Source organism: Candidatus Kaiserbacteria bacterium (genome assembly GCA_017134395.1).
Classification (GTDB): domain Bacteria; phylum Patescibacteriota; class Minisyncoccia; order Phycocordibacterales; family UBA2100; genus UBA2100.
Map to the genome: position 1 here is coordinate 367,551 of CP070993.1, position 23,905 is coordinate 391,455.

Consider the following 23,905-nt stretch of genomic DNA (forward strand, 5'->3'; position numbering starts at 1 on the left):
TCCTCACTATTTATACTCATAGCAGTTCGCCTTTTTCAAGAGAATTTTGGAAATCTTTGGTGCAGAAAATTAGTGGTAAATACTCAGGGCCAAATGCTGTACGAGATAGTTTACTTCGTGGCCTTGAGGAAAACGGGATCGATTATGAACTAAATCCAGCTAAACCTAGTGGGGATACCGTTTTAGTACTTTCGGGTGTTGAGGCGCTTAAAAATGCAATTCGTGCTAAAGAACGTGGAGAAATAAAAAGACTTATTGCAGGCCCAAATATAGTTGTCACTCCACATGACTCGAATTGTTTAATACACGCCAATGCTATTGATACAATCTTAGTCCCATCGCAATGGGTTGCTGACTTTTGGAAACGCGAAGCAGCAGAACTTTCGGAAAAAATATTTGTATGGACAGCAGGTGTTGCTATAAAAAATCCAAGCTCACGAGCTGGCGCCCCTGTTATATACGATAAAATGAGGAGCAAGGAGTTACTTACTATAGTTGATGAAGTTGTTAAAAGTACTGGCAAAATCCCTAACGTCTTCACCTACGGAACATATAGACATTCTACATATCTTGAAGCTCTTTCTAATGCGCCGTATCTTATTTACCTTGCACAGTCAGAAAGCCAAGGCCTCTCTCTACAAGAGGCCTGGTCATATAATGTTCCAACTTTTGTTAACAAAAGTACAAAGTGGGAAAATAAAAACTACTCTTTTGAATCAACACAAATAAATGCGCCGTATCTTACTAACCAGCTAGGTGGTATATTTGGCAACAAGAACGAACTTTCTTCGCTTATAGCTGATGCAAAAACCTTCAATCCTAAGCACTATTGCGACGAGCGCTTGTCTGATGGTATCAGCACAAAAACCTTACTTACTGTACTATGAAAAAAGCTGTAAAAAAGATACTTCGAATAGTGCAAATACCTTTTATATTTCTGGATTTTTTGCGTTTCCGTAAAAATAATACCGACAAACGGTTCGTATCAAAAATCTCTAATGCTTACCCGTGTATTAAAGATAGGACTGTGAAAACTGGGTTTGATAGGCACTATGTGTACCATACCTCTTGGGCAGCGCGCGTATTGAGAGAAATTAACCCAAAAGAACATACAGATATAGCATCGAGTCTCTTTTTTTCTTCTATAGTCTCTGCCTTTATACCTATAAAATTTTTTGATTATAGACCTGCGGATCTAGAATTAGATAACTTGGAAACAGGATCGGTTGACCTTACACGTTTAGATTTCGCTGATGACTCTATTCCTTCTCTTTCTTGCATGCATACTCTTGAACATATAGGGCTCGGCCGTTATGGTGACCCAATCGACCCAGAAGGCGATAAAAAAGCAGCAAAAGAATTAGCCCGAGTAGTCTCTGAAGGAGGTTCACTTCTTTTTGTAGTCCCTATTGGAGAAAAGGCGTTAATCGAATTTAATGCTCATCGCATCTACACGTATACTCAAGTTCTTGAATTATTTCCAGGCTTAGAGTTAGAGGAATTTTCTCTCATTCCTGAATATTCAGAAAGAGGCGGCTTAATAAGAAATGCTGATCCGGCTCTACTGGAAGGAGAACATTATGCCTGCGGTTGTTTTTGGTTTAAGAAGCCAAGAAAAAATTAAGATGATTATCGTTAATGTTAAAGGAGGGTTGGGAAATCAAATGTTTCAGTATGCGCTGGGTCGTAAGCTTTCTTTGAAAACCAAGCAACAGCTTAAACTAGACATTACTACATTAAAAAGGGTTGATAGCGGTAAAGATACGCATCGTTCGTTTACTCTTGATGCGTACACTATAGAAAAAAATATAGCTGCTGCAGAAGAAATACAACGTCTCAAGTATCCATACGGACTATTTTCGAAAGCACTACGTTGGTTTACATGTAAGATACTACGAAACACGAACACAGGGTTCGAACCCGCTGCTCTCTTAAAGAAAGGTGATGTGTACTTAGATGGATACTGGCAATCACCAAAATATTTTGAAGATATTCGCGACGTGTTACTCGAGGATTTCCAGCTCACAACACCATTATCAAAAACGGTTGTATCATATTGTGCAAAGATAGATCATGGAGCATCTGTTTCTGTTCATATTCGTCGTGGCGACTACGTAAAAAATCCGCGCGTTTTGAAAGAATTTGGGATCTGTTCAAAGACTTATTACCAAAAAGCTGTTTCGTATATACAAGAACATGTTACCGAGCCTTCTTTCTTTATATTTTCAGATGATATTGCTTGGGTAAAAGAAAACATACCTTTGCCCAATAGTACAACATACGTTTCTGACCCCGCCCTTTCGGCTGAAGAAGAACTCATACTTATGAGCAGATGTTCCCACAATATCATAGCCAACAGTACGTTTAGCTGGTGGGGCGCATGGCTTAACCAAAATCGAGAAAAGATTGTGATCGCCCCCACTCCTTGGTTTAATGAAAACAATCATCTTTTTAAAGATTTGATTCCTGATTCATGGATACAATTACCGAGAAATTAAATAAACGCCCATTGGTAAGCATCTTGATGCTTACGTATAATCGAGCGCATTATATACCTGACGCTATTGAAAGCGTGTTGGCACAAACATATCAAAACTGGGAATTAGTAATTATTGATGATGGCTCAACAGATCACACTGAAAGTGTTGTACTGTCTTACAATGACAGTCGTATACAATATAAAAAGCATGCAAAAAACGAAGGTTTGTTTGTGCGCAGGCAGGAATCACTTACGTACGCAAACGGCCACTATGTCGCCGTTCTTGATAGTGATGATATATGGAGCTCTCCTCTAAAACTCGAACAGCAAGTACTGCTCCTAGAGAATAACTTAGACCACGTTCTGGTTGGTACTTTTATTACAGTAATCGACGCAAAAGGAAATGCTGTAGGTAAGGATTCTTATCACATAACTGATCAAGATATAAGAAATAAGGTGCTCATTCGTAACCAATTTACTCATTCTAGTGTTCTCATTCGTAAAACAGCCCTTGATCAAACAAAGGGATACCAACCAACACTTGCAGAAGATTTAGAACTCTTTTTACAACTTGGGAAATTTGGGGAGTTGGCAAATATTCCAGAATTCCTTACAGAACACAGAGTTCATAAAGAAGGTACGAATGATTACGGTATTGAAATGGCACACGCATTACGCGCAATTATAAAAGCTCACGATAATTATCCTCACTCGCATATAGCATCACTTAAAAACTTTTTCCGCATTCTTATTGGGTACGTAAAATTATACTTGCCGCACTAGTCTTTAAAATATAATTCTTTTGTTTTTTGGAACATTGCTGTTTTGGTGAATGTGCTTGCGACATACTGTTTGAGATTACTGCCAAGCTCTTTACGTTTCTCACTATCAGTAACGAGTATCTCTAGCTCATTTACGAATAGTTCTTCATTATTCACTGGAGTTAGTACCCCCCTATCTTCACCGAGTATTTCTGGAATACCCCCAACTTCCGACGCAACTACCGCTAATCCTACTGAGCCTGCTTCAAGTAGTGTGTAGGGCAATCCTTCTTTGAGAGAAGGTAGCGTGAAGATATCAAGTGCTTTGAGGTACTTGCTTGCATTCTCGTCAAACCCTAGCCAATACACGGCATCTTGAAGGTTATGCCTCCGCGTTTCCTTTTCTAATGCATCTTTTAATTCCCCATCACCAAAATGAATATATATGAAGTTTGGATTGTTTTCTTTTAATTGAGAAAGGATCGGTAAGAACTCGATGAGCCCTTTATTTTTTGTGAGTTCTGCAATACTTCCAATTACACATGTATTTTCAAGTGGAATTCCAATTCGAGAAGAAATGATTTTGCGTGCCTCTTCTTGTGAAAAGTACTCGACAGCGTCTACCCCATTATAAATCCTTACTACCTTATTCTTAACACCGAACCACTTGCTCACTTCGTGTAGCTCTTTATCTGATACGACAATAACTTTGTGAGAAAGTAAGAACGTAAACCATGTAATAAACTTAATAGTAATTCTCTGCCATCGGGGGCGAGGTTCCATGTGTGGCAGACCGTGTGTCGTATAGATAATTCGTGGACACCCTGCAATACGGGCTGCTAAAGCCCCTAAGGCACCTATTTTAGAGCTATTGAGATGCACTATATCTGGTGACCACTTGCGAAATAAACGTATTAATTCAAAAAAGACTTTAGTATCGGAAAAAAAGTGGACATCGCGATTAAGGCTTTTGATATGTATTATGCGTGCTCCTGCCTCCTGCAGAATACGGTCAAACATGCTGCTATCCACGAAATTATTTTTTCCGTGTGCGACTATAATTTCGCAGCCCTCTTTTGCACTCATAGATGCGAGGTCGGCTACATATTTTTGGGCGCCGCCAAAATCCGATTTTGTGATGACATAGAGTATTTTCTTTTTTACAGTATTCATACTTATTCTTTTACTTCAATCACCTCGTATCCTTCTACTACAAGCTTTCGCGGTCGGATAAGTAGTACACCGACTATAGCAAATAAGAGCATCGCTCCCAATGCGATATACCAATACAGAGCACTTCCTCCGGTTTGTACAGGCTCGCTAAGAATAATAGCTGCTGCTTGGCTTGAACTGGCGTTTTGAGTTATTTCCTTTTCTGGTTCAACGCTCTCTTGTACATCCTGTTTTGGAGTATACGTTTCAATGCTAACAAGCGGATATCCAATAACGGTAGCACCAGATGATCCGCCTGTTTGAGAAGCTACACCTACTGATGCATCAGTAGGTGTAGCTTCTTGCATAGTTTCAGTGAGTGCAGTAGTTGTAGCTAGAGACACCGCGACATCTTCATTTTGTGTCGCACTGTCGAGTGCCACTTCGTCATTAGGATATTTTAAGAACGCGCGCTGTGTTCCTGATAATCGTGAGAGTTTTGTTATCTGGGTTGGAAAACGAACCTCTGCCCCACTTTGGATGTAGGTGCCTTCTGGGATAATAAAATATTGACTATCAGTAGTGAGCCGCCAGTTTGATACATTTAAAGGCGTGGTGCTGTGATTCGCAATAGCTACCCATTCTCCTTTCTCAGAAATGACAAGCGACGCATCAAGTGGTAGTACTGTCACCGTAATAGTCTTGGTGTCACTCAGCGCACCTAGTTCAAGCAAAATATGCACGATGTATGTCCCTTCGTACATGAAACTATGCCCAACGTCTCTTCCATTTGCTGTGGCGCCATCGCCAAATGCCCACGAAACGTTGCCGTCCTCAACAACTGCACCGGTTGCATCGTAACTCTCAAACTCAAAAGGAGTAAACGAACCGGCAACTGTGGTGAGGGTTTCTGGTACACGAATATATACGTCCTCGGGTGGCTGGATAGTGACACTTTCGTACTGGAATTGTGTCACATTGGTAATTGTTGTTCCGCTTGCCTGACTTTGTGTTGTTGTAGTAGTGCTAGATGTGTCAGCTGATTCATCGACCGTAATATGGTCTTTTATTTTTTCGTACGAAGACGAACCCGGCTCACCAATACCTGAAACATTACTAATGTCTTCAATAGTAGCAAAGAGGCCGTTGTTCGTTCGATAGTCGATAATATCTTGAGCCCGTGACGGACCAATTCCATCGAGTGTATCGAGAAGCTCACTGTCCGCAGTATTAATATTTATAAGTTCACCGTCACCGTGAGCGGCAAAAAGAAGTACAGGCGAAAAAGTATAAAGCGAGACACAGAATAATAATGCTGATGTGAGTAGTGCCCGGAGCACTACGTTAGTCGAAGTAATAGCCATAAAATTCTTTTTTAACTTTTTCTATCTCGCTTTTGTCAACCTCGCTTCTTTCGCGTGCGATTGCTTTTGTTGTTTCTTTCGCAAAACGAAGGTATGTTTCTAGTGAATTAAATTGTTCTAGTATTATATCCTTGCTGCACAAAGCACTTTTATTCTTTTTACCAGTATATTCAAGCCAACTTGACCTAACCAACTTAGTATTCGAAGCACTAAGTTGGTGTACACGGTTGTTGAGATTTACATATGCGCTCATACGCAACAAATCTGCATCGTTTGATATATGCCGTGCTTTAAACTTCCCTTGAAATAATACTCCTGTTCTTTCGTACTTCTCGTTGAAATACCGAGTGTACCCTGTTCCAAACTTCTGCATAAATTTTGATATTCCGCCATCGCTTATTTGCTTAAGAAGAAAATGAAAATGATTCGTGTTAAAGCAATAGCATACAATATCAACCAATGGATCGTCGATTTTAGTAACCGGACTACTTAAATTTATTTTATTCTTGTAATAGTGACTATATATACTCCCTATTGATGATGCGGTGTTAAATGCAATAAGGCTTTGAACGAGCCTGTTGGCGTCTTCTGCGTCTAGAACAATCTTGCGTTTATCAGTACCGCGATTATATACATGATAATACTCATCGTTTGCTAGTTGTGTTTTTCGCATACTTTTGGAATTCAGCGTGCCCGGAGTACTGCTTTTTAAGTAACCGGACTACTTAATTTATGGTTACTCTTCTACATTAAGTAGTTTTTCGAGGGACTCTTTAGAAACCTCGCTGTTGGATTCTTCTTTTGCCGATTCTTTCTTTATAGGTGTCGGTGAAGGTTTCGTGTCTTGCTGCTCTTTTTGGGGAGCCACTGTACCCTTATTTCCCTTTTCTGGCTCCTTATTTTTAACAGATTTGGTAATTTCTGCCAGTGCGTCACGAAGTGCTGAATTCCCATTCTTGGGTGTTACCTCTTTAGATTTAGTGATCTTCTTCGCTTTTTTTCCACCAGCTGGTTGATTATTGTCTTTAACCACTGCATCCTTTTTTTCTACGGATTGTTGTGTTGGAGTATTTCCGTTGTTCGCATCGTTGCCATTGCCATTGCCGTCCCCGTTTTTCTTTTTTTTCTTTGGCCACTGACTGGCTGGTTTTTCAAACCCTCCTGGAGCAATCTTAGAATCAACCTCGCCTATCATTTTTTCAACCTCTGCGCGTGGCTTGCTGTAGACAGTTCGTGAATTCTCAATAATTTGCCCAACAAAATTAGAAGGTGCATTCTCCACCGGTGGAAGTGTTTTTGCAGAGAATGGTTTAGACCCAACACCATCTATCATGAGTGTGAGATAAATTTGAGCAAATCCAAGATTTACCAAGTCTTCCGCATAAAACGTGGGCTCAAATACTGTTTTCAGCACTTCTGCATCAAATGGACCGACGCGGAATGTAATAATACTTCCTACGTTTCCAAAAATTGCCGCTCGGATATCTTCATCTACCTGCTCTATATACTGATGAGCAATGGTAAGCGACAGTTTGTATTTACGAGCTTCAGAGAGTATGTTCGCAAACGATGCGTTAACCACTGACTGAAATTCATCAACGTATAAGTAAAACGGGGGTAACTGAGCAAGTGTTTCTGCTGAGTCTTCGGCACGGCTCATAGCAGCAAGGTAGATTTTTGTGGTAAGCATGCTTCCTAAAAGATCTGCATTTTGTTCGCCCATGCGCCCTTTCGATAAGTTCACAATAAAAATCTTTTGGGTATCCATCATTTCTCGTATATCAAAGGTAGATTTCGGTTGCGCAATAATGTTTCGCACCAATGGATTTGACGCAAATTGCCCTATTTTGTTTTGAATTGCCGGCGTTGCTTCTTGAGTATACCGATCGGTGTAGGCAGCAAATTCTTCTGTCCAAAAACGTTTTACGATTGGGTCGGTAACATACTCAACAACTTTTTTGCGAAATTCCTTGTTGATGAGCATGCGGTTTACATCAATAAGCGTCGTGCCTGGATACTCAAGCAAGGCTAAAAGTACATTTTGCAAAATATACTCCATACGAGCAGACCACGCATCTACCCAAATACGTTGAAACGAACTCATAAGCCCTGCAACGACAAGGTGTCGTTTGTCGTACCCAACGTCTTCCATGACGTTGAATCCTATAGGGTATTCAATATCAAACGGTGCAAAATACACAACGTCCTTAATACGTGACTCTGGTACGTACTCTAAGAGTTTTTCTGCTGTGCTTCCGTGCGGATCGATAAAACAAACTCCTTCGCCATTTTGTATGTCTTGAATCGCCATGTTTTCTAACAAGGTCGATTTACCCATACCAGTCTTCCCAATCACATACGTGTGGCGCATTCGGTCAAGCGCTCGAATACCAAATGGAATCTGCTTGTTTCGTGAATCAGTCGCACCAAAATAGACTACGCGTTGCGGATCGTATTCGTAGTTATCATCCATAACGATAAGTATATCGTACTTCCTTTGTGCATATATAGTATTAATCCCCGCCGTGCTACGCACGGCGGGGACTTTTGTGGTAGTTTTCACGTATCGAGATGATGCAATACTGCACCAAGAAGCACCGCTGCGGCAAACAGCACAATTACCAGAAGCAGCGCCCATTTCTCCAAAAAACCATTTAGTCTTGAGAAATCATGGCTCGCTTCCCTTATGCTTTCTCTGATTTGATACTCTTCGTCTAACCTCATCACTGGGCACCTCCGTGCTTAAATTAGATATCTATCTGAAAACTCTACCTTAGTTCAAGCTAACACAGCACTTATTATTTTGCTAACTCAAGTCCTCCTCGTGTGTAGTAGTTGCTCGGTGCCCACAGCATCCAGCTGTGTAGCCCAGCATCGTATGCTGCTTGAATTTGTGCTCGCACTTCTACCGGTCCGTAATCCCCTCCGTAGTCAAAATCTTGCAACCAGGGCCGTAGCACATTCGGATCGCGTGCCGGCTTACTGTAGATAGCAGGAGTGCTTGTACCCATACGCTCATACGCAAATGAGCCAATTTTTGTCGTCGTTGCCGTTACCCGCTCCACTGCCCTATCCATAGAATATTTTACTACTCCGTATACTTCATCGTTCGGGTTCGCGTATCCATTAAACCCTCGTGGGTAATGAGATGGGTATACCATTGGTGCAATGTAATCGAAATATGGTGTTGCGCGTTCAAGTACCTGCCCAATAGTGAGGTCATCTGAGTTTGTGGTCGTCATTCCAAACAAGTCGGCTGAGAGCACTGGTATATTTCCAAAAGCATCTGGTTTTCGTACTTTTTGAGAGATATATCTGAAAAACTTCTCGAGCTCTACCTGTCGTTGCGAATAGTCGGAGTGATTAAACTGCACATCACTCATTGGACCATCTGAAGGATACCGAACGTAATCGAAGTTCAATTCATCAAATCCAATTGCATACGATTCGTTTGCAATGTCTACAATGTAATCCCAGAAAGGTTTTGCTCCAACATCTACAAATGCTAACCCTTTGTGGTCTTGCCAAGGAATTCCTTTACTTTTGCTTTGAACTGCGAGCTCGGGATAGACACTCGTGTAGAGTGGGTCTTGGAAAACAGTGATGCGTCCAATCAAGTAAATGTCGTCTTCATGAAGTTCCTCAAGGAATTCCTTCATGTCGGATACCTTACAGCCAGTTCCACCAAGGTCTTCAACACCTTCACCTCGAGGGAAACTTACCGTGCCGGTGAAGTCTTTAATATCAATAATAATAGAGTTCACTTCTGTTTCTGCAACAAGTGATGTAATCTCCTCGCGAAAAGTATTACTCGAAGCAGCGCACTGGCTCATATATACTGAACGTACAAATGGCGGAACAGGCACGTGCTTTACAGGTGGTGGTCCTTGCGAAACATGTTGTGGTTGAGTGGTATTTTTTGCCTGTGCGTTTGGAATATAGGTAGTAACACCCTTACCAAGTACCGGTGCACCGAAGATGATGACTACTCCGATAGCTAAAACGACTACAAGAGTAGCTACCCACAATATGGTGATGCGGGCAATTCCTTTATTCATGTGCCACTGAGATATCTGCATCAGGCATAGCACTCTGTTTGTAAGATGAAAATTCTTCTCCGTCTGCAGCGCGGGTTTTAGTACGAGTTTCAGTGTACATACGGAATGCGAGTGCAGCGATACCAGCTCCCAGTATGAGGAACATTATATTTTTCCATGAGCTCGGGAAACCTAAAAATGGCAACAATGCCACAATGATTCCAAGTGTAACAATAGTCTTTGTATGCTTCATATCGCGCCATTATAGCATGTCCTAGAAAGACGCAACTATGACGACAAATTCCCCTTTTTGTTTCTCTGGAGTCTCTGTAATGAGTGTCTTTAGTTCTTCTCCAGTACCACAAAGTACTTCTTCATATATTTTTGTGAGTTCACGGGCGATACAAATTTTTCTGTCTCCTACATGTTCGGTAAGTTCATCAAGTAGTTTTACAATTCGGTGAGTTGACTCGTATAACACGACAGTGCGGTTTGTTTCTGCGATTTCTTTCAGTTGCGTTTGCCTACCTTTTTTGTGTGGTAAAAACCCTAAAAACGTAAACTCGCTTGCTGATACTCCAGTTATTGAAAGTGCTGCGGTAACAGCTGAGGCCCCTGGAATAACTTCAATAGTAAAGTTGTGTTCACGAACTCGTGCAACGAGTTGTGAACCAGGGTCAGAGACTGTTGGGGTGCCTGCGTCTGAAACATACGCCACACGCTCTCCATTTTCGAGATGAGAAAGTACTTCGTCTATTTTTATAGACTCAGTGCGGGCGTTTAGGCTCTTAAGATGAGTATTAATTTCATACTTCTCGAACAAGCGTCGAGTGACCCGTGTGTCTTCACAAAAAACGACATCTGCTTCACCAAGAATGCGAATGGCGCGAAGGGTGATGTCTTCAAGGTTGCCTATGGGTGTCGCTACTATATAGAGTGTTCCGTTTTCCATTGGAGAAACAATACCGTGATAGCGAGACTTTGCATAGCCCATACGTACAAAACATCCAATTAATTGGATGTTTTGTATTTGATGATGAGCGATAACCGGACTACTACTTAGTAGTCCGGTTACTAAGTAGTAATGGTTTAAAAAAGGTCGCACTTGCGTGCGACCCTTAATGTACTCTTAACTCCCTGAGAGGCTTCTGCCGTTACGCATGACTTTCTGTCATCTACTTACCCACGACGTGGGTTTGGAAGTGGAATGCGATAGTGAGCACCAGAAGGTGCAGCTACTGCTGTCACCCCAGTCGATTCAACGATTGAACCGTACGTGGTGGCAGTTCTTGGGAAATGCAGCTTTCCTGTTTGGGTGGTGTAGTACGCATCCACAACCAACGGGGAAATGAGCGTATACAACACGAACCCAAGAGCGCATACCAACGCTCCTCCTGCGATAGCACTGAAAAACAATGACCCGCCGGAGATAACATCTAAACCATCTCTGAAACTTTGTCGCATCTTATAACCTCTCTCAAAAGTTGAACAGGCTATATTAAAACATAGTGTACACCCTGCGTCAATAGTATATTTAAAGCTTTCAAAATGTTGATTCCCCTACCTCGCGTGTTATATTCAGCCAATGAAGAAAGCTCATATTATTGGTGTTGCTGGAGTTGCTATGAGCGCAACGGCTAAATTACTCATGGATGCTGGCTGGGACGTCAGTGGTTCTGATGACAACTTCTACCCTCCTGCTTCTGACTATGTCGAAAAACTTGGCTTTACCTTCCACCATGGATATCGAGCGTCAAACATTCCAGAAGATGTTGATCTTGTCATTATTGGCCGCAATGCAAAGCTGACACCAGAAACAAATGCAGAAGTAGAACATGCTCACGAAATAGGTGTCGACATAAAATCCTTCCCTGAGGTAATCGCAGAACTAACCGCCGACGCGCATCGCATTATCGTAGCTGGTAGTTACGGCAAATCTACCGTTACAAGCATCGTGTCGTGGGCATTGGTACAAGCCGAAAAAGATCCGAGCTATTTTATCGGTGCCTACCCGCTGGATATGGAATTTACTTCGCACAAGGGAGCGGGTGAAGTGGCAATAATTGAAGGAGACGAGTACCCTACCGCACACTGGGATGACAGTTCTAAGTTTCTGCATTTTAACGCCGATGATGTACTTCTCACTGCAGTTGAACACGACCATGTGAATGTGTTTCCAACCTACAAAGAATACGTACAACCTTTTATTGAGCTGCTGCGAAACATGCCAGAACACGGTCTTCTTGTTGCCTGTATTGATAACAAAGGCGTAGCGGAGGTTTTAGAACACGCACCGCAATACATTACCTACGGACTTAGTGACGAAGCACTGTGGCACGCTACAAATATTTCCTACGGCGAAACCACTACCTTTGACCTTACGCATGACGGTGAAGTAGTCGCCAAACTACAAACGCAACTATTAGGTAGCCACAATGTACAAAATATAGTTGGCGCTGCCGCTCTTCTTCTTACACGTGAATTAGTAACAGTCGACGAACTACAATCGGCAATTGCATCGTTTAGTGGGGTGCGGAGGCGTTTAAACAAAATCTCTACGACCTCTCGCATACCAACATACGAAGGGTTTGGCTCTTCGTATGAAAAAGCTCGCGCTGCGATTGATGCGATAGCGTTACACTATCCAGACAAAAAAATAGTTACTCTCTTTGAACCACATACGTTCAGCTGGCGAAACCGCGATGCATTAGAATGGTATGACACTGTTTTTAAAGACATGAAAGAGGTGCTGGTATTCCACCCAGCTGAACAAGGATCTGATACACATAAGCAGCTCACACAAAACGAAATAGTTGGTCGTATTAAAGCGTCTGGTATATCGGCTATCCCAGTACAAGATGCAAACAGTGTGTACGAAAAACTAACTGGAACTCTTACTGAAGATACCGTTCTACTAGTACTTACTTCGGGCAACCTAGATGGTGTACTCGATACTCTTCCTGAATGGCTCGATAACACGTTTACTTAATATGCATTCAGATACCTATTACAGTATTACATGTAATGCTGTAATAGACATCGCTCTTATAACTCTTTCCATTTCAGACTTCTACATTTAATCACGCATCATTATGAAAACATTCTCCAGCGAATTTGCACACAACTACGGAACCTATTCATTTGGGTACTGTAACTATTGCGAGTACGAGGCCGGTGACTCTTTGAGCGAGATTTACGAAAAGGGATACCTTCCCTACTCGGGCTCAGAAGATATTTGGAGTACTTTTTATATGGCTCGCAGTTCTCGTATTGAAGTTCCTCGGTGGGAACCAAATAGTGAAAACCGCCGAGTACTTCGTGCACACGAATATGCATTTACTCGCACCGTATACGCTAAGAAAGATTTTGAGACGAATCAAGACTTTAAAGATTTCTGCCTTACGTATTTTGAAACACACCATGGTGCGCACGCTATGCCAGCAGGACGCTTGGATCACATACTAGAAGAAGACGCACTAACGCATATTGTGTCTTACGAAAATGGTGACACGTTGGCAGGCTATGTATTTCTTGCAGCTGACAAAGACATGACGCATGTATGGTTTTATTTTTATGCACCTGAATTTGCTAAAAGTTCGTTTGGTATGTGGTTCTTACTTAACGAAGCATCTGTGGCAAAAAGTGAAGGTAAAAAACATTTTTATATTGGCACTGCCTACGGCGACAAATCGCGCTACAAAACAAATTTCTCTAACTTAGAATTCTGGGATGGCAAAGAATGGCTCCAAGACAAAAATAATCGTGAGGTGAAAGGGCGTATACATAATGACCACCTCGATTTGGTTGACACAACTGATGATTTTAAATCGGGAAAGAAGAACTATTTTGCGTAAGTATTGACACACTTGTATTTCGAGGTACTATTGTCGATAGATTAGTATGCATGTTGTAACTCGTACGTTTTAACAGAAAGGAGGCGGCAATGCTCGAAGCATCAGCCGTTAACAGAAGTCGCGTAGAAACCCGTACTACGGGTTTCGGGCCAGCAGAAATTCAACTCTTCAGCGGTGCTGGGGATATTGATTGGTCAGTTGACCGCAGTAAACTGGATACTTTCGATGAAATCCTCGGGGTAACCCCTCCTAACATTCAAAAACTCTGGATGCCGCGACCGACGGAAGCAAATGGAGAACTTGCGCCTCAAGGAGACTTTAGCCCCCTGTTTGATGGACACGAACACCCGATTATCATGGGTAACTGTGATGCGGATGGTTGTATTGTTCGGCATGGAGATGCCTTCGGTCTGCTCTCGGCAGATTGTGCCACGCTCGTTGCCTACGCAGACGACATGGTAATTGCGGCTCATGCTGGGCGTGACAGCGTCATGGACAGAACTGTCATTGCAGGCGGTGATCCAAGCCGAGACTATTCCGGTATTCTCGAGTCGATTGTCGTAGAATTCCTTGATGCAGGATATCGACCGCAAGATGTTCATCTGGGTATCTTCGGCGGTATCCAGAGCAATTTCTTGCACGACCCCACTCATCCAGAGTACGGTGAGTATAATCGTGGGCTGATACACTATGCAAAACAATTTGAGGGTGCTCTCATCAATGAAGAAATTGGTGACATCAATATGAACGCTCTCATAAGAGCGAAAGCAACTCAAATATACGGCATCAACCCTGACAAAATCATTGATGACGGTGTTGATTCTGGCTCTGACCGTGATGCGCATGGCAACCTCTTGTGGGCTAGCCATCGCCATGCAAAGAATGGACATCGCGAGAGAAACTTTATTCTCGTGCGTCACACGCAGTAAATTATACAAACGTTACAGACGCCGGCAGCTTTAGCTGTCGGCGTTTTCTTTTTATACTGCATTTAATTCCCTACTGATCGCTATGTGACTGCTTTGCAAATGCACGCATGTCGGGGTGGAGATCGCGCTCGTCTACAATTTCGGTGCGAATAATTTCTTCGAGCACGTCTTCGAGTGTAAGCACGCCTGCCATACCACCAAATTCATCTCGTACGATACTCAAATGCTTTCGTGTTTTTAAGAACATTTGGAGTGCGTCATCAAGACTCGCATCTTCAAGAATAAACCGCACTTCTCCTGAGGCAATGTCTCCTACACGCGCACCGAGATTATCTTTTCCTATCAACTGTGAGGTATACAGCATGCCAACAATAGAATCCATATCTTCTTCGAACACTGGAAAGCGAGAAAGGCCTGATTCTCGTACTTCTTGCAATAGCTCTTCGTTTATCACGTCGTCTGCAGAAAATGCATGTACCACCGTACGTGGGGTCATAATGTCTTCCACTTTTTTGTCTGAAAATGTTAGTGCGCCTTTAATGATTCTCTCTTCATCTTCGTCTACTTCACTTTCGTGTGCGTCTTCGTGCTCTTCAATTATTTTCATCAATTCTTGCTTTGAATAGACGTTGGGTAGTTCGGCGCCAAGAACTTTGTTTAATGCCATTGCTATTGGTTTTGCCACTGGGTACAGCACAAACATGAAAATCCGTACCAGCCACGCAAAGCGAGCACCTAAGTAGATGCCGTCTCGGTTGAATGCAGCTTGAGGTAATATCTCTCCAAACGCGACAATAAGTACTGTTGCCAGCACTACGGCGATAACACCAGTCGTAATAGACCCAAGGAAAATCGAAAGTACGGCGTTTACCAAAACGTTACCGATAAGGAGTGTAGTGAGTAGTAAGTTACCATCGTGACGTATCGGATAGAGCTCTGCTGCGTCGGTATCGCCACCGTCAGCTTTACGTTTGAGCTCTTGTGGGTCCCAACTCATGAGACCCAGAGTGAGACCTGAGAATAATGCTGAAAATGCGAGGAGGGCTATGATTATAAAATATTCCATATTTATTTAATTGTATCTATTCTTTCACTCTGTAGTTACTTTAATGCCCTATTAGGAATACTGCTGCATACCGTTTTACCTGAAGTGACCACCTCACCATCTTGTATGACATCTGTATGAACGAAAGTTTGTCGCTTGTCTAATATAAGACCTTTATCTTCTTCTTCTTTTAGCTCTACATCGGTTGCCTTGCGTGAGACTACTCGTACTGGCACGCCTGTACGTACAAACCCTGGAAATTTAATATTTAGATGTTCATTGGTAATTGCTACCTGATTAGGCTTCCCTACACTCATTGCAAAGGCACCAGCACTTGAATCAATCATAAAAGTTGAGATGCCACCATGTGATATGCCATGATGCCCTTCTTGGTCTCGAGCAGGTGTAAAAGTTATTTCAACTTTGCTTGGCTCGGTATCTGTTGCAGGGAAATAGCGAAAATTGTCGACAGTAACACCTTCGTTTTTATACCGTTCTTTAGTGTGATTTATGTAATCTATAAGAGGAACTCTCTGGTCTTTTTCAGCAAGCTCCATCATCGTCATAGATTGACGAGGTCTTTCGGCGTCTTCTGTTGGTGTATTAGGTGTTTCTTTCATTGTTATATATAGAATAGGCGCTGATAAGCGCTCTGTAAGTAATAGTAGCCTAGTGTAGGGTTGAATGGAAGGGATTTGTGCGACTGCCAGGACTCGAACCTGGGACCTCGTCATTATCAGTGACGCGCTCTAACCACCTGAGCTACAGTCGCATATTACTTCACAACCTATCAGGACTCGTCACTAACCTGCCTGATACAGTCGCATATTGCTTCACAACCTGCCTTACATGGTTGCAATGGGAGCTACTATACCGAAAATATGGCTTGGTGTAAATGAAAATTGAACAGACAAAAGTGTGTAAATACAGTTGACATGCCCTATTACCCAAGGTACTTTTGCTATAGAAACTTGGATTGGAAAGGAATCTCACATGAGTGAACAACCACCATTTGATATGTTGGCCAATGACTTTTGGACGACCGACCGCCTACAAGATGCCATACCGAAGGAAAGAAAAAGTGGTTTTGTGTCAAGTACACTCTCGGTAATCATACAGCGGCGGAGACACAACTCGAATGACTTCGGATACTTAAGGCCTAGCTCGCAGCCGTACCTGATGCGCGATTTTGTGGATGAATTCCCAAATCGCGATGCGCTTCTGGGTATCCATGATATCGGCCCAAACAGCGTCGAGGTCATTATCACTGCTCTTCAAAATGCTGGTTTCGACTATTGATTCGATGTCTGGAATGCACCTAACTTTGAAGGAGGAATGATGGGAAGAAAAAAATCGAATGGAAGTAGGAGAACTCGCAAACACGGCATTCGTAGCAAAAAGACTCGTAACTTTCGCAAGGAAAAGCGCGAAGAAGCGGAGCGCGAAACACGTTACGTGTTCAGGGAAATAGGCAAACTTTGATCTTTCAGAATACAGAGCGGGCACCAAAGGTGCCCGCTTTACTTTTATATACTATTTGATGGGTGTATAAAACACACCTCGCCCACTTTCGCCGTGTTGTGCGAGGTGGCCTTCTTCTTCGAGTTCGTTGAGGTAGTTACGTGCCGTGGAATCGGAAACGCAGAAAAGGTCTTCAACATCGTCGTTGGTAATGCGCCCGCGGCGCAATGCACTATCTAAAATACGCTCTTTTCGTTTTTGGATATGTTTTTGTACGGTGGCTCTACCCTTTTCGCCTGCGATACTCGCTTCTTCTGAATCAGCAAAACGCCCTGCGTTTTGCTGATTTCGTCCTTTTCCCACAAAGAAACCTACTGCAAAAGCAGCTAGTGCGGCAATGAGAGCAAAAAGTGAGAATGGTGCCATATTTTTATATTAGCATAGTGGTGCTTGGTTTTTTGGAGGTTGAAAAGAATGGCGGCTGACCCCATTAATGCCTACTATCCGCACTAAATCGTTAACTTGTACCACCTAGAGTCTCTTATACTCTTAAGTTTGCCTCCAACAGATGATAATGACAGTTGATCAATATTTTCTAAATAATCAAACAATTTTTCTTTTGGTGCGCTTGGTGCGAACCAGTAATCTTCTTTATGAAAAATGTTCAATATCTTCTCCTTTTCCTCTTTGTATACATTAAAATCTTCAGATTTCCCAATTAAAGTAATTAATTCATCTTGAATTACCCGAGATTTTTGATCCATAGCTATTACTAAGTATGATTTAATTAATTTTATTGATTCCTCGGCAAGACTACATGCTTTGAAAAACTCGGACATTTTGTTCATCTCATCTGCGTCGAAATTTTTTGTAAAAAGATGCTGAAAATCATTCCAATGGTTAGACGGAAGAATAAACGTATAATCGCTTACTATCTTATTTTTCTTTATATTATTCATTTCTCTTTCTGCTGTATAGATTTCATTCAATAGAATAGTGGCTGCTTCCTTTTTCTTGTCCCTTTTCCCATATATATAGATCAGCCAAACGAATAAACCAGCCACCAAGGTCGCTATGCCATTGAACATATCTTGAAACAAGTAATCCATAATCCTATTCTATCGCAAACACTAGGACTTATCATAGCAAATTGCCTACAAAGTACCTTATGCTGGCTCTACTACAGGAAGAGTCTATGATTTCGACTCGTATATCAAAGTCGAAAAATGAGCTTAGGTGCTAGGCGCTTGAGTAAATGGAAGTGCTAATGTGGTTCGATCAGCTTTTCTTTTCCAATTGACCCAACTGGGTCTACTGTTTATCTGTATGTAACCGAGGATGTGAAGCGTACATGTCCATAACCTCATTCTTTAACTCCCCTCCGTGAACCTTGATACCGGCCTTGGGAATATGATCATGCGGAAAGGCGAGGTCTCCTCCCCATGCTTTATTTATATCCTTTATGTCATCAAGACTTGAGCCATACACAATATTCTTAATATTAGCGTACCAAGCAGCTCCAAAACATAATGCGCAGGGCTCACAAGAAGCATACAGTATTGCACCAGACAAATCGCCGGTTCCCAGTTTTTCGCATGCCCTACGAATTGCATTCGTCTCTGCATGAGCAGTAGGATCGTGCTCTGTGTCTGTTCCGTCTCCTGCGCCTGCTTGGGCAATTACTTTGCCATCACGAACAATAACTGCACCAAAAGGCCATGATGCTTTTGCCGCCTCTTCTATTGCAATCTTCATGTAGGTTTCTGAATTAGGCATAAGATTATTTTAGAAAGTATTATCGCAGGATTCGGATTTGCTAAACCCTGCTTTTTTGGCTTCGGTTTCGGTGCAGAACCATGATTCGCCTTTGCGGGTATCTACCTTCACCCGACCATAATTGGGGCAGCCTTCTAGGAAGTACAACTTCCCATAGCCTTTTTCGGATATGTTGCCTTTTATGGTGCACTCTTTGCTTGGCGGCTTGCTCGCCTTTTCGCGGAGAGTTTTTGCGTCTTTGTCGCGCTGACTGTAGTCGCAGGCACTTCCCCACAGTCCTTTTTCTTCTGCCTTTGCTTTTCTCTGTGATGTTGCGAGGAGGTCGCGGTATTTTTTGTCGGGTGAGATGGGGTTGGTAAAGGCGTAACCTTCGAGAACCATCTTATTGTTAACTAGTATGTTGTCTTCTTCGGGGTTTGGGTTTTCTACTATGATATAGCGCAGAAGCCTGCCGTAGCGATCCATTCCTGAGAGTTCTTTCTCGAGAAGTACGTTTTTGTCGTCAACGAGTTCTGTGAGGTATTCTTTTGACTCTGTGTAGTAGCACTCACCTTTTTCGGGTGTGTCGATACCGAGTAAACGAACTTTGATTCGTTTTTCAATACGGATGGTGTCGCCGTCGATAACGCTTTGAACCATGTGCGGGCGTGTTTCAAAATCGGCGCCAAACTTTTTGAATTCTTGTATTACTTTGTAGCCACCGAAAGTACCACCTGAAGCAACGATGAATGCGAGCACGGACGCGATAAGAGTTTTGGACATGAGGTTAGTATAGCAGGATATGTTAAGCAACTAATATGGATTAGGTACATGCAGTAACCCCCAGCACGCGTAGCGTGCTGGGGGTTCTTGTTTGGTTTGGGCGATGTTATGCCTGCGGCACAGCAAAAGCGAAGCCAGAACCAACGGACCACCAGCTCCCAGGAGAGTCGGGGTATGCAAGAAACCCATTGCCATCGTCATAACGAACCACACTTAGCAGACGTGACGTACCGTAAGCATCTCTAATGAGTTCGTGCATTGTGGCGATCGACTGCAAATCCATAGCTTGGATTTCCCTGTCCGTGAACATTTCAAGAATGAGACACGCCACTTCGGCATTGGGTTTCGACAACTTACGCTTGCTCGCTTCAGCACGGATATCTTCTGTGATCCGATGCTCGTGCTCGAAGAGCGTACCCTTGAGAACGGCGATCTCAGTCGTCACACCATCGGTCGGCTTGAAGTCCGAAGAACACAATACGCTTCTGGTATGGTGGCCCAGATAGAAACCTTTGCTTTTCAGACGCGGACACCACCCCTTCCCAGTGGTACCGTCGGTGGTAACTGAGAAGCGAATTACTCCATCCTCTTCACGCCATTTTGGGGTATCCAACATGGAACTTCTCCTTTAATGTTCAAATCCAACACAAACCTTACTCTTTTTGGGAAGACAGAGCAAGAGTTTTCATGGTATCGAGAACAGCTCAATATTGGCAAAGAATCTGGAGTAGTTTACTGCAACTGCCGGCGGATTTCGTGGATGTGTTTTTCGACTTCTTTTTTGCCTGCTTCGATGATGCTTCCGTCGTCAACAAACTCATGCCACAGTACATCTCCTGTTTCGGGAATTAAAACGATGTCAGCCTCGGTAACATTTTCTTGTGCAAGTTGATAGCGCAGTATATCAAGCGCACGCACGGTAGTGGTAAACGCACTTGGATTTGCTTCATCTAACCCATTGAGTACATTTTGTGCATCGAGATTTACGGCAATGACTACGTCTGCCCCCATTGCACGCACTGCTGCAACGGGTACTGGTTCGGTAAGACCGCCATCGAGTAAGAGTACGCTGTTTCGCTCAATGGGTTTAAAAATGAATGGAAGCGAAACACTTGCACGTATGGCGTCGGATACTTTTCCTTCATGAAGGCGTACGGACTCACCAGTGTGCAGGTTGGTTGCAATAACGGTAAGAGGTATGGCTAATTCACTAAATGCGGTATCGCCGATGTGACTTTCGATAAAGAGAGTGAGTTTCTCTCCCTCTATGAGCCCCGTACGAAATCGCAAGTCGATAAGTGATAGTAGTTCTCGCCAATTTGTTGCTGTTGCAACAGATTCGAGATAGTCGCTATTGCGTGTTGCAGCATACAAGCCACCGACAAGAGCACCTGAACTTGCGCCTGCAATGTAGTCGATAGGGATGTGGTGTTTTTCTAGTGCTTTGATAACACCGATATGTGCAAGACCACGTGCTCCCCCGCTCCCTAAGGCTAACCCAACCGTTTTGCGTCCGTGCGTTTGTGGGTATGGGTTTGCCTTCTTGTATTGCTCGATGTGTGGCTGCTTATTTTCTAGTTTTTGTGTGGGGAGCAAAGAAAATAGTGCTAATACTATCAACAATGCAATGAGTGTAATTCCTGTTTGGAGCGTGATTTTCTTCATGTGAAAAGTATAGCAAAGGTTCCGTGAGAATGGTTACAGAAAAATTAACTGTAGTGTGTTGTGGCGTGAACAATAATACAGATTGGAAAATATGGTATAGATTTGGTACTATCGAAAAAGAATTGCTCGTGGTGAGCAATTTGATCTTTAATGAAGGAGGGATAGATTTGCCGCACACAAAAAAGAGACCGAGAAGGAAAGGTCGAAAGAAGAGACCTTATCCAAGCGGTAAAAAGTCTGACCTAAAAAAGAATCAAAGAAACACAGGAGAACCCTTCTATGGGACACGGGGCACACCAAGGAACGACTAAGCAAAGGAAAAAACCTAAGTTCCGTCCAAGAAGTGGAAAGAATTGTGGGAAAAAGAAGCTGCCCGACAAAAAGGGGCGCCACAGGGGTCGCAGACAACATCAAAAAGATCTTTGATCTTCAAAAAGGCGTTCGTGCACTTGTGCACGAACGCTCTTTCTTTTGATACTATTGCTTATTTATGGTGTAATTTGACTTGCGTAACTAAGCGTGTTCTGGTAGTATTTTTGACTGTAACGCTCGAAATGGTTCGGGGGTACAAACAAAGGGGAATAACCTTGAAGAAGAAGAGTAACAAAGGACGTAGAGCCGAAATCAAAGAAGCCAGAAGACGCGCCAAGTCGAAGCCGGCGACGGAGAATCAGCATTGGAGACACCCAGTGACTCCACGCCTGACTCCACATGCCGTCCGGCAACGGCAGCGTGCGACAGGCTGATTTGATCGCGATCTACCCTCTCTTTTAACTACCAAGGAAATCTTCAGAGCGGTCGTGCTTCATTGTGCGACCGCTTTTGCTACTAGATGGGTGCTGTAAGGCATCCGCTTTTTTTATTATATGTACTATAAGAGTCATAAACTTGATATATAGTAAAACTGTGGCATAATCCAATTCTCGCGTCCGCAAGGGACGCTTATCAACGAAAGGATGGATAATTTGTTCCGAGTTGCGTTACGAGTAAGAGAATGGTGGAGAAATTTCCAAGAAGAAAGGCTTCGAAAGAAGCGAAGTAAGGCTTTTGAAAGAGCCGAAAAAAACCGAAAGCTCGAAGAAAGGAAGAGATTCCAACGAGTTTTCGGAAAGAAGAAGAAATAACTACCATCATTCTCTGATACAAGTAACTTACAGGCACCTGAAGCAGGGTGTCTGTATTTTTAAGGCGAAGAACAGAGTTCTACGAAGTAGAACGACAAATTAAGGTGAAGGACCGAGCCTTGCTACGCAAGGCGACAATCCTGAACTTGACCTATTTTTTAAGGAATCGCAATTCCTATAAAAATGAAAATACTCTTGTGGTGATGCCGCGCACTTCGTATACGACGACAGGAGGGTACGTTAGTGCAGGCGGTCGAGAGCTTATGTCGGCGCACTTATGAGCGCAGTGAATTAGTGCGAGCGATAAAGGTGAGATACAACAAAACCGCCAAAGTGCAGAGCACTTTGGCGGTTTTGTTGTAGTTATCTGCGAGAATACGGCAGATACATTTGTGACAATGAGTAAACTCATCGTATGGAGCGCTAAGGACACCAGCCCCTAACGATATATTATGAAAATATATCCTCTTTTGTTTCGTTCACATATCGGTCTTCCCCGACTGCCAAGTGTAGTTTACGTTTCCAACACTATTACTATTCTGCACTCAGCTGAGATGCAGAAATCACCATTCAATTTTGTCCGAAGACAAAATGTTTCCAATCGGAATGAATCCACGACCACCTTCCGGTAGCCGTACCTTGTTACGACTTAGTCCTTGTCACTGAATTTACCTTAGGTCGCCATAAAGACGAACGTCGGGTACTCCCAGCTTCCCTGACTTGACGGGCGGATTGCAATAATAAGGGTTATTATTTTGCGTTCCCACGTAGCAAACGGATTTCCCGTACTACGCGAGTCCAATAGTTCGCTTATTCATACTTTGCTTAAGAGTACGAATCTTTTCTATACCTTTTGGAGTCAAATGCTTACCTTGCGAAACAAGATCTGCTATTTGACAGAAAAGAGTAAAGTTTTTGCGTTTCGATGCAGTTTGTAGTTGGTGCTTTTTAAAGAAAGGAATCAATGTTGATTCTATGTCTTTCCAAGCACTAACGGTATATCGATAACACTGAGTATGGTTTTTTCGTTGTTCTTTTTGAAAATATACGTTGCCACAGTTAAGTGTATTGCGTATTTTCCATAGTATCTCTTCGTCTGTCTCCTGTAATTTGAGATGAAAGTGCATCTGCACTCGCCATCCGCTTTTATACGCTGGAGATTTACTAAGATTTACATAAAAACAACCTTCACCATCAGTGATACCAACAACATATTCTGCTGAAACTATCGGTTTTGTCCTTCCCATGCGACTAATTATATCATTAATTAGATTGACGCATGGTACTACGACTCAGCTGACTTCTCGTGGTTACTTACATAACCGCTTCCTACCACGAGATCTCCCTGGGTCACTCTACCTACCGTTCCGAACATCCAACTACGACTTTTGCGTATACTTCCTCAAAACCCACCAGAGTGAGTCGTATACATCGTTTTGGCTATCATGTATTTCTACATGGAAGGCTGTTCTTTGTTACTCAGACCCTTCAGACGC

25 protein-coding genes and 1 tRNA gene are annotated in these 23,905 nt (G+C 42.8%); 8 read left to right on the forward strand and 18 right to left on the reverse strand.

All coding sequences use genetic code 11. The features are described from left to right. The first annotated feature begins 59 nt into the window (after positions 1-59). Genes JXR01_01875 through JXR01_01890 form a run of 4 tightly spaced genes read left to right on the forward strand, consistent with a single transcriptional unit; the run spans position 60 to position 3,262 of the window. On the forward strand, positions 60-887 hold the full coding sequence (locus tag JXR01_01875) for a hypothetical protein (protein ID QSH39041.1): 828 nt from the start codon (positions 60-62) through the stop codon (positions 885-887). Then, positions 884-1,624, forward strand: coding sequence for a DUF268 domain-containing protein (locus tag JXR01_01880; protein ID QSH39042.1), 741 nt, complete (start codon positions 884-886; stop codon positions 1,622-1,624). The genes JXR01_01875 and JXR01_01880 overlap by 4 nt, the downstream gene beginning before the upstream one ends. Next, positions 1,581-2,498, forward strand: a complete 918-nt coding sequence (locus JXR01_01885; protein QSH39043.1) for an alpha-1,2-fucosyltransferase — start codon at positions 1,581-1,583, stop codon at positions 2,496-2,498. Before JXR01_01880 ends, JXR01_01885 begins: the two co-directional genes overlap by 44 nt. Further along, complete coding sequence (locus JXR01_01890; protein ID QSH39044.1) at positions 2,474-3,262, forward strand: glycosyltransferase; 789 nt, start codon at positions 2,474-2,476, stop codon at positions 3,260-3,262. The genes JXR01_01885 and JXR01_01890 overlap by 25 nt, the downstream gene beginning before the upstream one ends. On the opposite strand, the gene JXR01_01895 is transcribed toward JXR01_01890, so the two are convergent. The 8 genes from JXR01_01895 to JXR01_01930 form a co-directional block, all read right to left on the reverse strand. Next, complete coding sequence (locus tag JXR01_01895) at positions 3,259-4,413, reverse strand: glycosyltransferase family 4 protein (GenBank protein ID QSH39045.1); 1,155 nt, start codon at positions 4,411-4,413, stop codon at positions 3,259-3,261. The genes JXR01_01890 and JXR01_01895 overlap by 4 nt on opposite strands. Positions 4,414-4,415: 2 nt before the next feature. Further along, positions 4,416-5,756, reverse strand: a complete 1,341-nt coding sequence (locus JXR01_01900; protein ID QSH39046.1) for a helix-hairpin-helix domain-containing protein — start codon at positions 5,754-5,756, stop codon at positions 4,416-4,418. Further along, entirely contained in the window at positions 5,737-6,429 is a 693-nt protein-coding gene (locus tag JXR01_01905) for a transposase (protein ID QSH39047.1), read from the reverse strand. Before JXR01_01905 ends, JXR01_01900 begins: the two co-directional genes overlap by 20 nt. A 63-nt stretch (positions 6,430-6,492) precedes the next feature. Beyond that, on the reverse strand, positions 6,493-8,229 hold the full coding sequence (locus JXR01_01910) for a type IV secretion system DNA-binding domain-containing protein (protein QSH39048.1): 1,737 nt from the start codon (positions 8,227-8,229) through the stop codon (positions 6,493-6,495). A 325-nt stretch (positions 8,230-8,554) separates the two neighbouring features. Next, positions 8,555-9,814 carry a hypothetical protein gene (locus JXR01_01915; protein QSH39049.1) on the reverse strand — a complete coding sequence of 420 codons (1,260 nt, stop codon included), beginning with the start codon at positions 9,812-9,814 and terminating at the stop codon, positions 8,555-8,557. Continuing rightward, positions 9,807-10,046 carry a hypothetical protein gene (locus tag JXR01_01920; protein ID QSH39050.1) on the reverse strand — a complete coding sequence of 80 codons (240 nt, stop codon included), beginning with the start codon at positions 10,044-10,046 and terminating at the stop codon, positions 9,807-9,809. Before JXR01_01920 ends, JXR01_01915 begins: the two co-directional genes overlap by 8 nt. A gap of 21 nt (positions 10,047-10,067) precedes the next feature. Beyond that, complete coding sequence (gene rsmI / locus JXR01_01925; GenBank protein ID QSH39723.1) at positions 10,068-10,745, reverse strand: 16S rRNA (cytidine(1402)-2'-O)-methyltransferase; 678 nt, start codon at positions 10,743-10,745, stop codon at positions 10,068-10,070. A 227-nt stretch (positions 10,746-10,972) separates the two neighbouring features. Then, positions 10,973-11,257 (reverse strand): hypothetical protein, encoded by a 285-nt coding sequence (locus JXR01_01930; GenBank protein QSH39051.1) that lies wholly within the window; start codon positions 11,255-11,257, stop codon positions 10,973-10,975. Positions 11,258-11,378: 121 nt separating this feature from the next. Here JXR01_01930 and JXR01_01935 point away from each other — a divergent pair, with 121 nt between their 5' ends. From JXR01_01935 to JXR01_01945, 3 genes are all read left to right on the forward strand, one after another. Continuing rightward, positions 11,379-12,782, forward strand: coding sequence for a hypothetical protein (locus tag JXR01_01935; protein ID QSH39052.1), 1,404 nt, complete (start codon positions 11,379-11,381; stop codon positions 12,780-12,782). Positions 12,783-12,885: 103 nt separating this feature from the next. Further along, on the forward strand, positions 12,886-13,647 hold the full coding sequence (locus tag JXR01_01940) for a GNAT family N-acetyltransferase (GenBank protein QSH39053.1): 762 nt from the start codon (positions 12,886-12,888) through the stop codon (positions 13,645-13,647). Between the two features lie 89 nt (positions 13,648-13,736). After that, positions 13,737-14,576: a hypothetical protein gene (locus tag JXR01_01945; protein ID QSH39054.1), complete on the forward strand. Its 840-nt coding sequence runs from the start codon at positions 13,737-13,739 to the stop codon at positions 14,574-14,576. Positions 14,577-14,646: 70 nt separating this feature from the next. Here JXR01_01945 and JXR01_01950 read toward each other — a convergent pair whose 3' ends face one another. The 3 genes from JXR01_01950 to JXR01_01960 all read right to left on the reverse strand — a co-directional run bounded on the left by JXR01_01950 (position 14,647) and on the right by JXR01_01960 (position 16,393). Further along, positions 14,647-15,642 (reverse strand): HlyC/CorC family transporter, encoded by a 996-nt coding sequence (locus JXR01_01950; protein QSH39055.1) that lies wholly within the window; start codon positions 15,640-15,642, stop codon positions 14,647-14,649. 35 nt (positions 15,643-15,677) lie between these two features. Beyond that, positions 15,678-16,241 carry a PaaI family thioesterase gene (locus JXR01_01955; protein QSH39056.1) on the reverse strand — a complete coding sequence of 188 codons (564 nt, stop codon included), beginning with the start codon at positions 16,239-16,241 and terminating at the stop codon, positions 15,678-15,680. Positions 16,242-16,319: 78 nt separating this feature from the next. Further along, positions 16,320-16,393 (reverse strand) — tRNA-Ile (locus tag JXR01_01960). A gap of 221 nt (positions 16,394-16,614) precedes the next feature. Between JXR01_01960 and JXR01_01965 the strand changes: the two genes are divergently transcribed. After that, positions 16,615-16,920 carry a hypothetical protein gene (locus tag JXR01_01965; protein QSH39057.1) on the forward strand — a complete coding sequence of 102 codons (306 nt, stop codon included), beginning with the start codon at positions 16,615-16,617 and terminating at the stop codon, positions 16,918-16,920. A 234-nt stretch (positions 16,921-17,154) separates the two neighbouring features. Here JXR01_01965 and JXR01_01970 read toward each other — a convergent pair whose 3' ends face one another. From JXR01_01970 to JXR01_02000, 7 genes are all read right to left on the reverse strand, one after another. Next, positions 17,155-17,508, reverse strand: coding sequence for a DUF977 family protein (locus JXR01_01970; GenBank protein ID QSH39058.1), 354 nt, complete (start codon positions 17,506-17,508; stop codon positions 17,155-17,157). Between the two features lie 83 nt (positions 17,509-17,591). Further along, complete coding sequence (locus tag JXR01_01975; protein QSH39059.1) at positions 17,592-18,191, reverse strand: hypothetical protein; 600 nt, start codon at positions 18,189-18,191, stop codon at positions 17,592-17,594. A 202-nt stretch (positions 18,192-18,393) separates the two neighbouring features. Further along, positions 18,394-18,858: a nucleoside deaminase gene (locus JXR01_01980; GenBank protein QSH39060.1), complete on the reverse strand. Its 465-nt coding sequence runs from the start codon at positions 18,856-18,858 to the stop codon at positions 18,394-18,396. 9 nt (positions 18,859-18,867) lie between these two features. Further along, positions 18,868-19,620, reverse strand: a complete 753-nt coding sequence (locus tag JXR01_01985; GenBank protein ID QSH39061.1) for a thermonuclease family protein — start codon at positions 19,618-19,620, stop codon at positions 18,868-18,870. A gap of 106 nt (positions 19,621-19,726) precedes the next feature. Then, positions 19,727-20,236: a hypothetical protein gene (locus tag JXR01_01990; GenBank protein ID QSH39062.1), complete on the reverse strand. Its 510-nt coding sequence runs from the start codon at positions 20,234-20,236 to the stop codon at positions 19,727-19,729. 116 nt (positions 20,237-20,352) lie between these two features. After that, positions 20,353-21,285, reverse strand: coding sequence for a patatin-like phospholipase family protein (locus JXR01_01995; GenBank protein ID QSH39063.1), 933 nt, complete (start codon positions 21,283-21,285; stop codon positions 20,353-20,355). A gap of 1,912 nt (positions 21,286-23,197) precedes the next feature. Then, entirely contained in the window at positions 23,198-23,656 is a 459-nt protein-coding gene (locus JXR01_02000; GenBank protein ID QSH39064.1) for an LAGLIDADG family homing endonuclease, read from the reverse strand. Between the last annotated feature and the right edge of the window lie 249 nt (positions 23,657-23,905).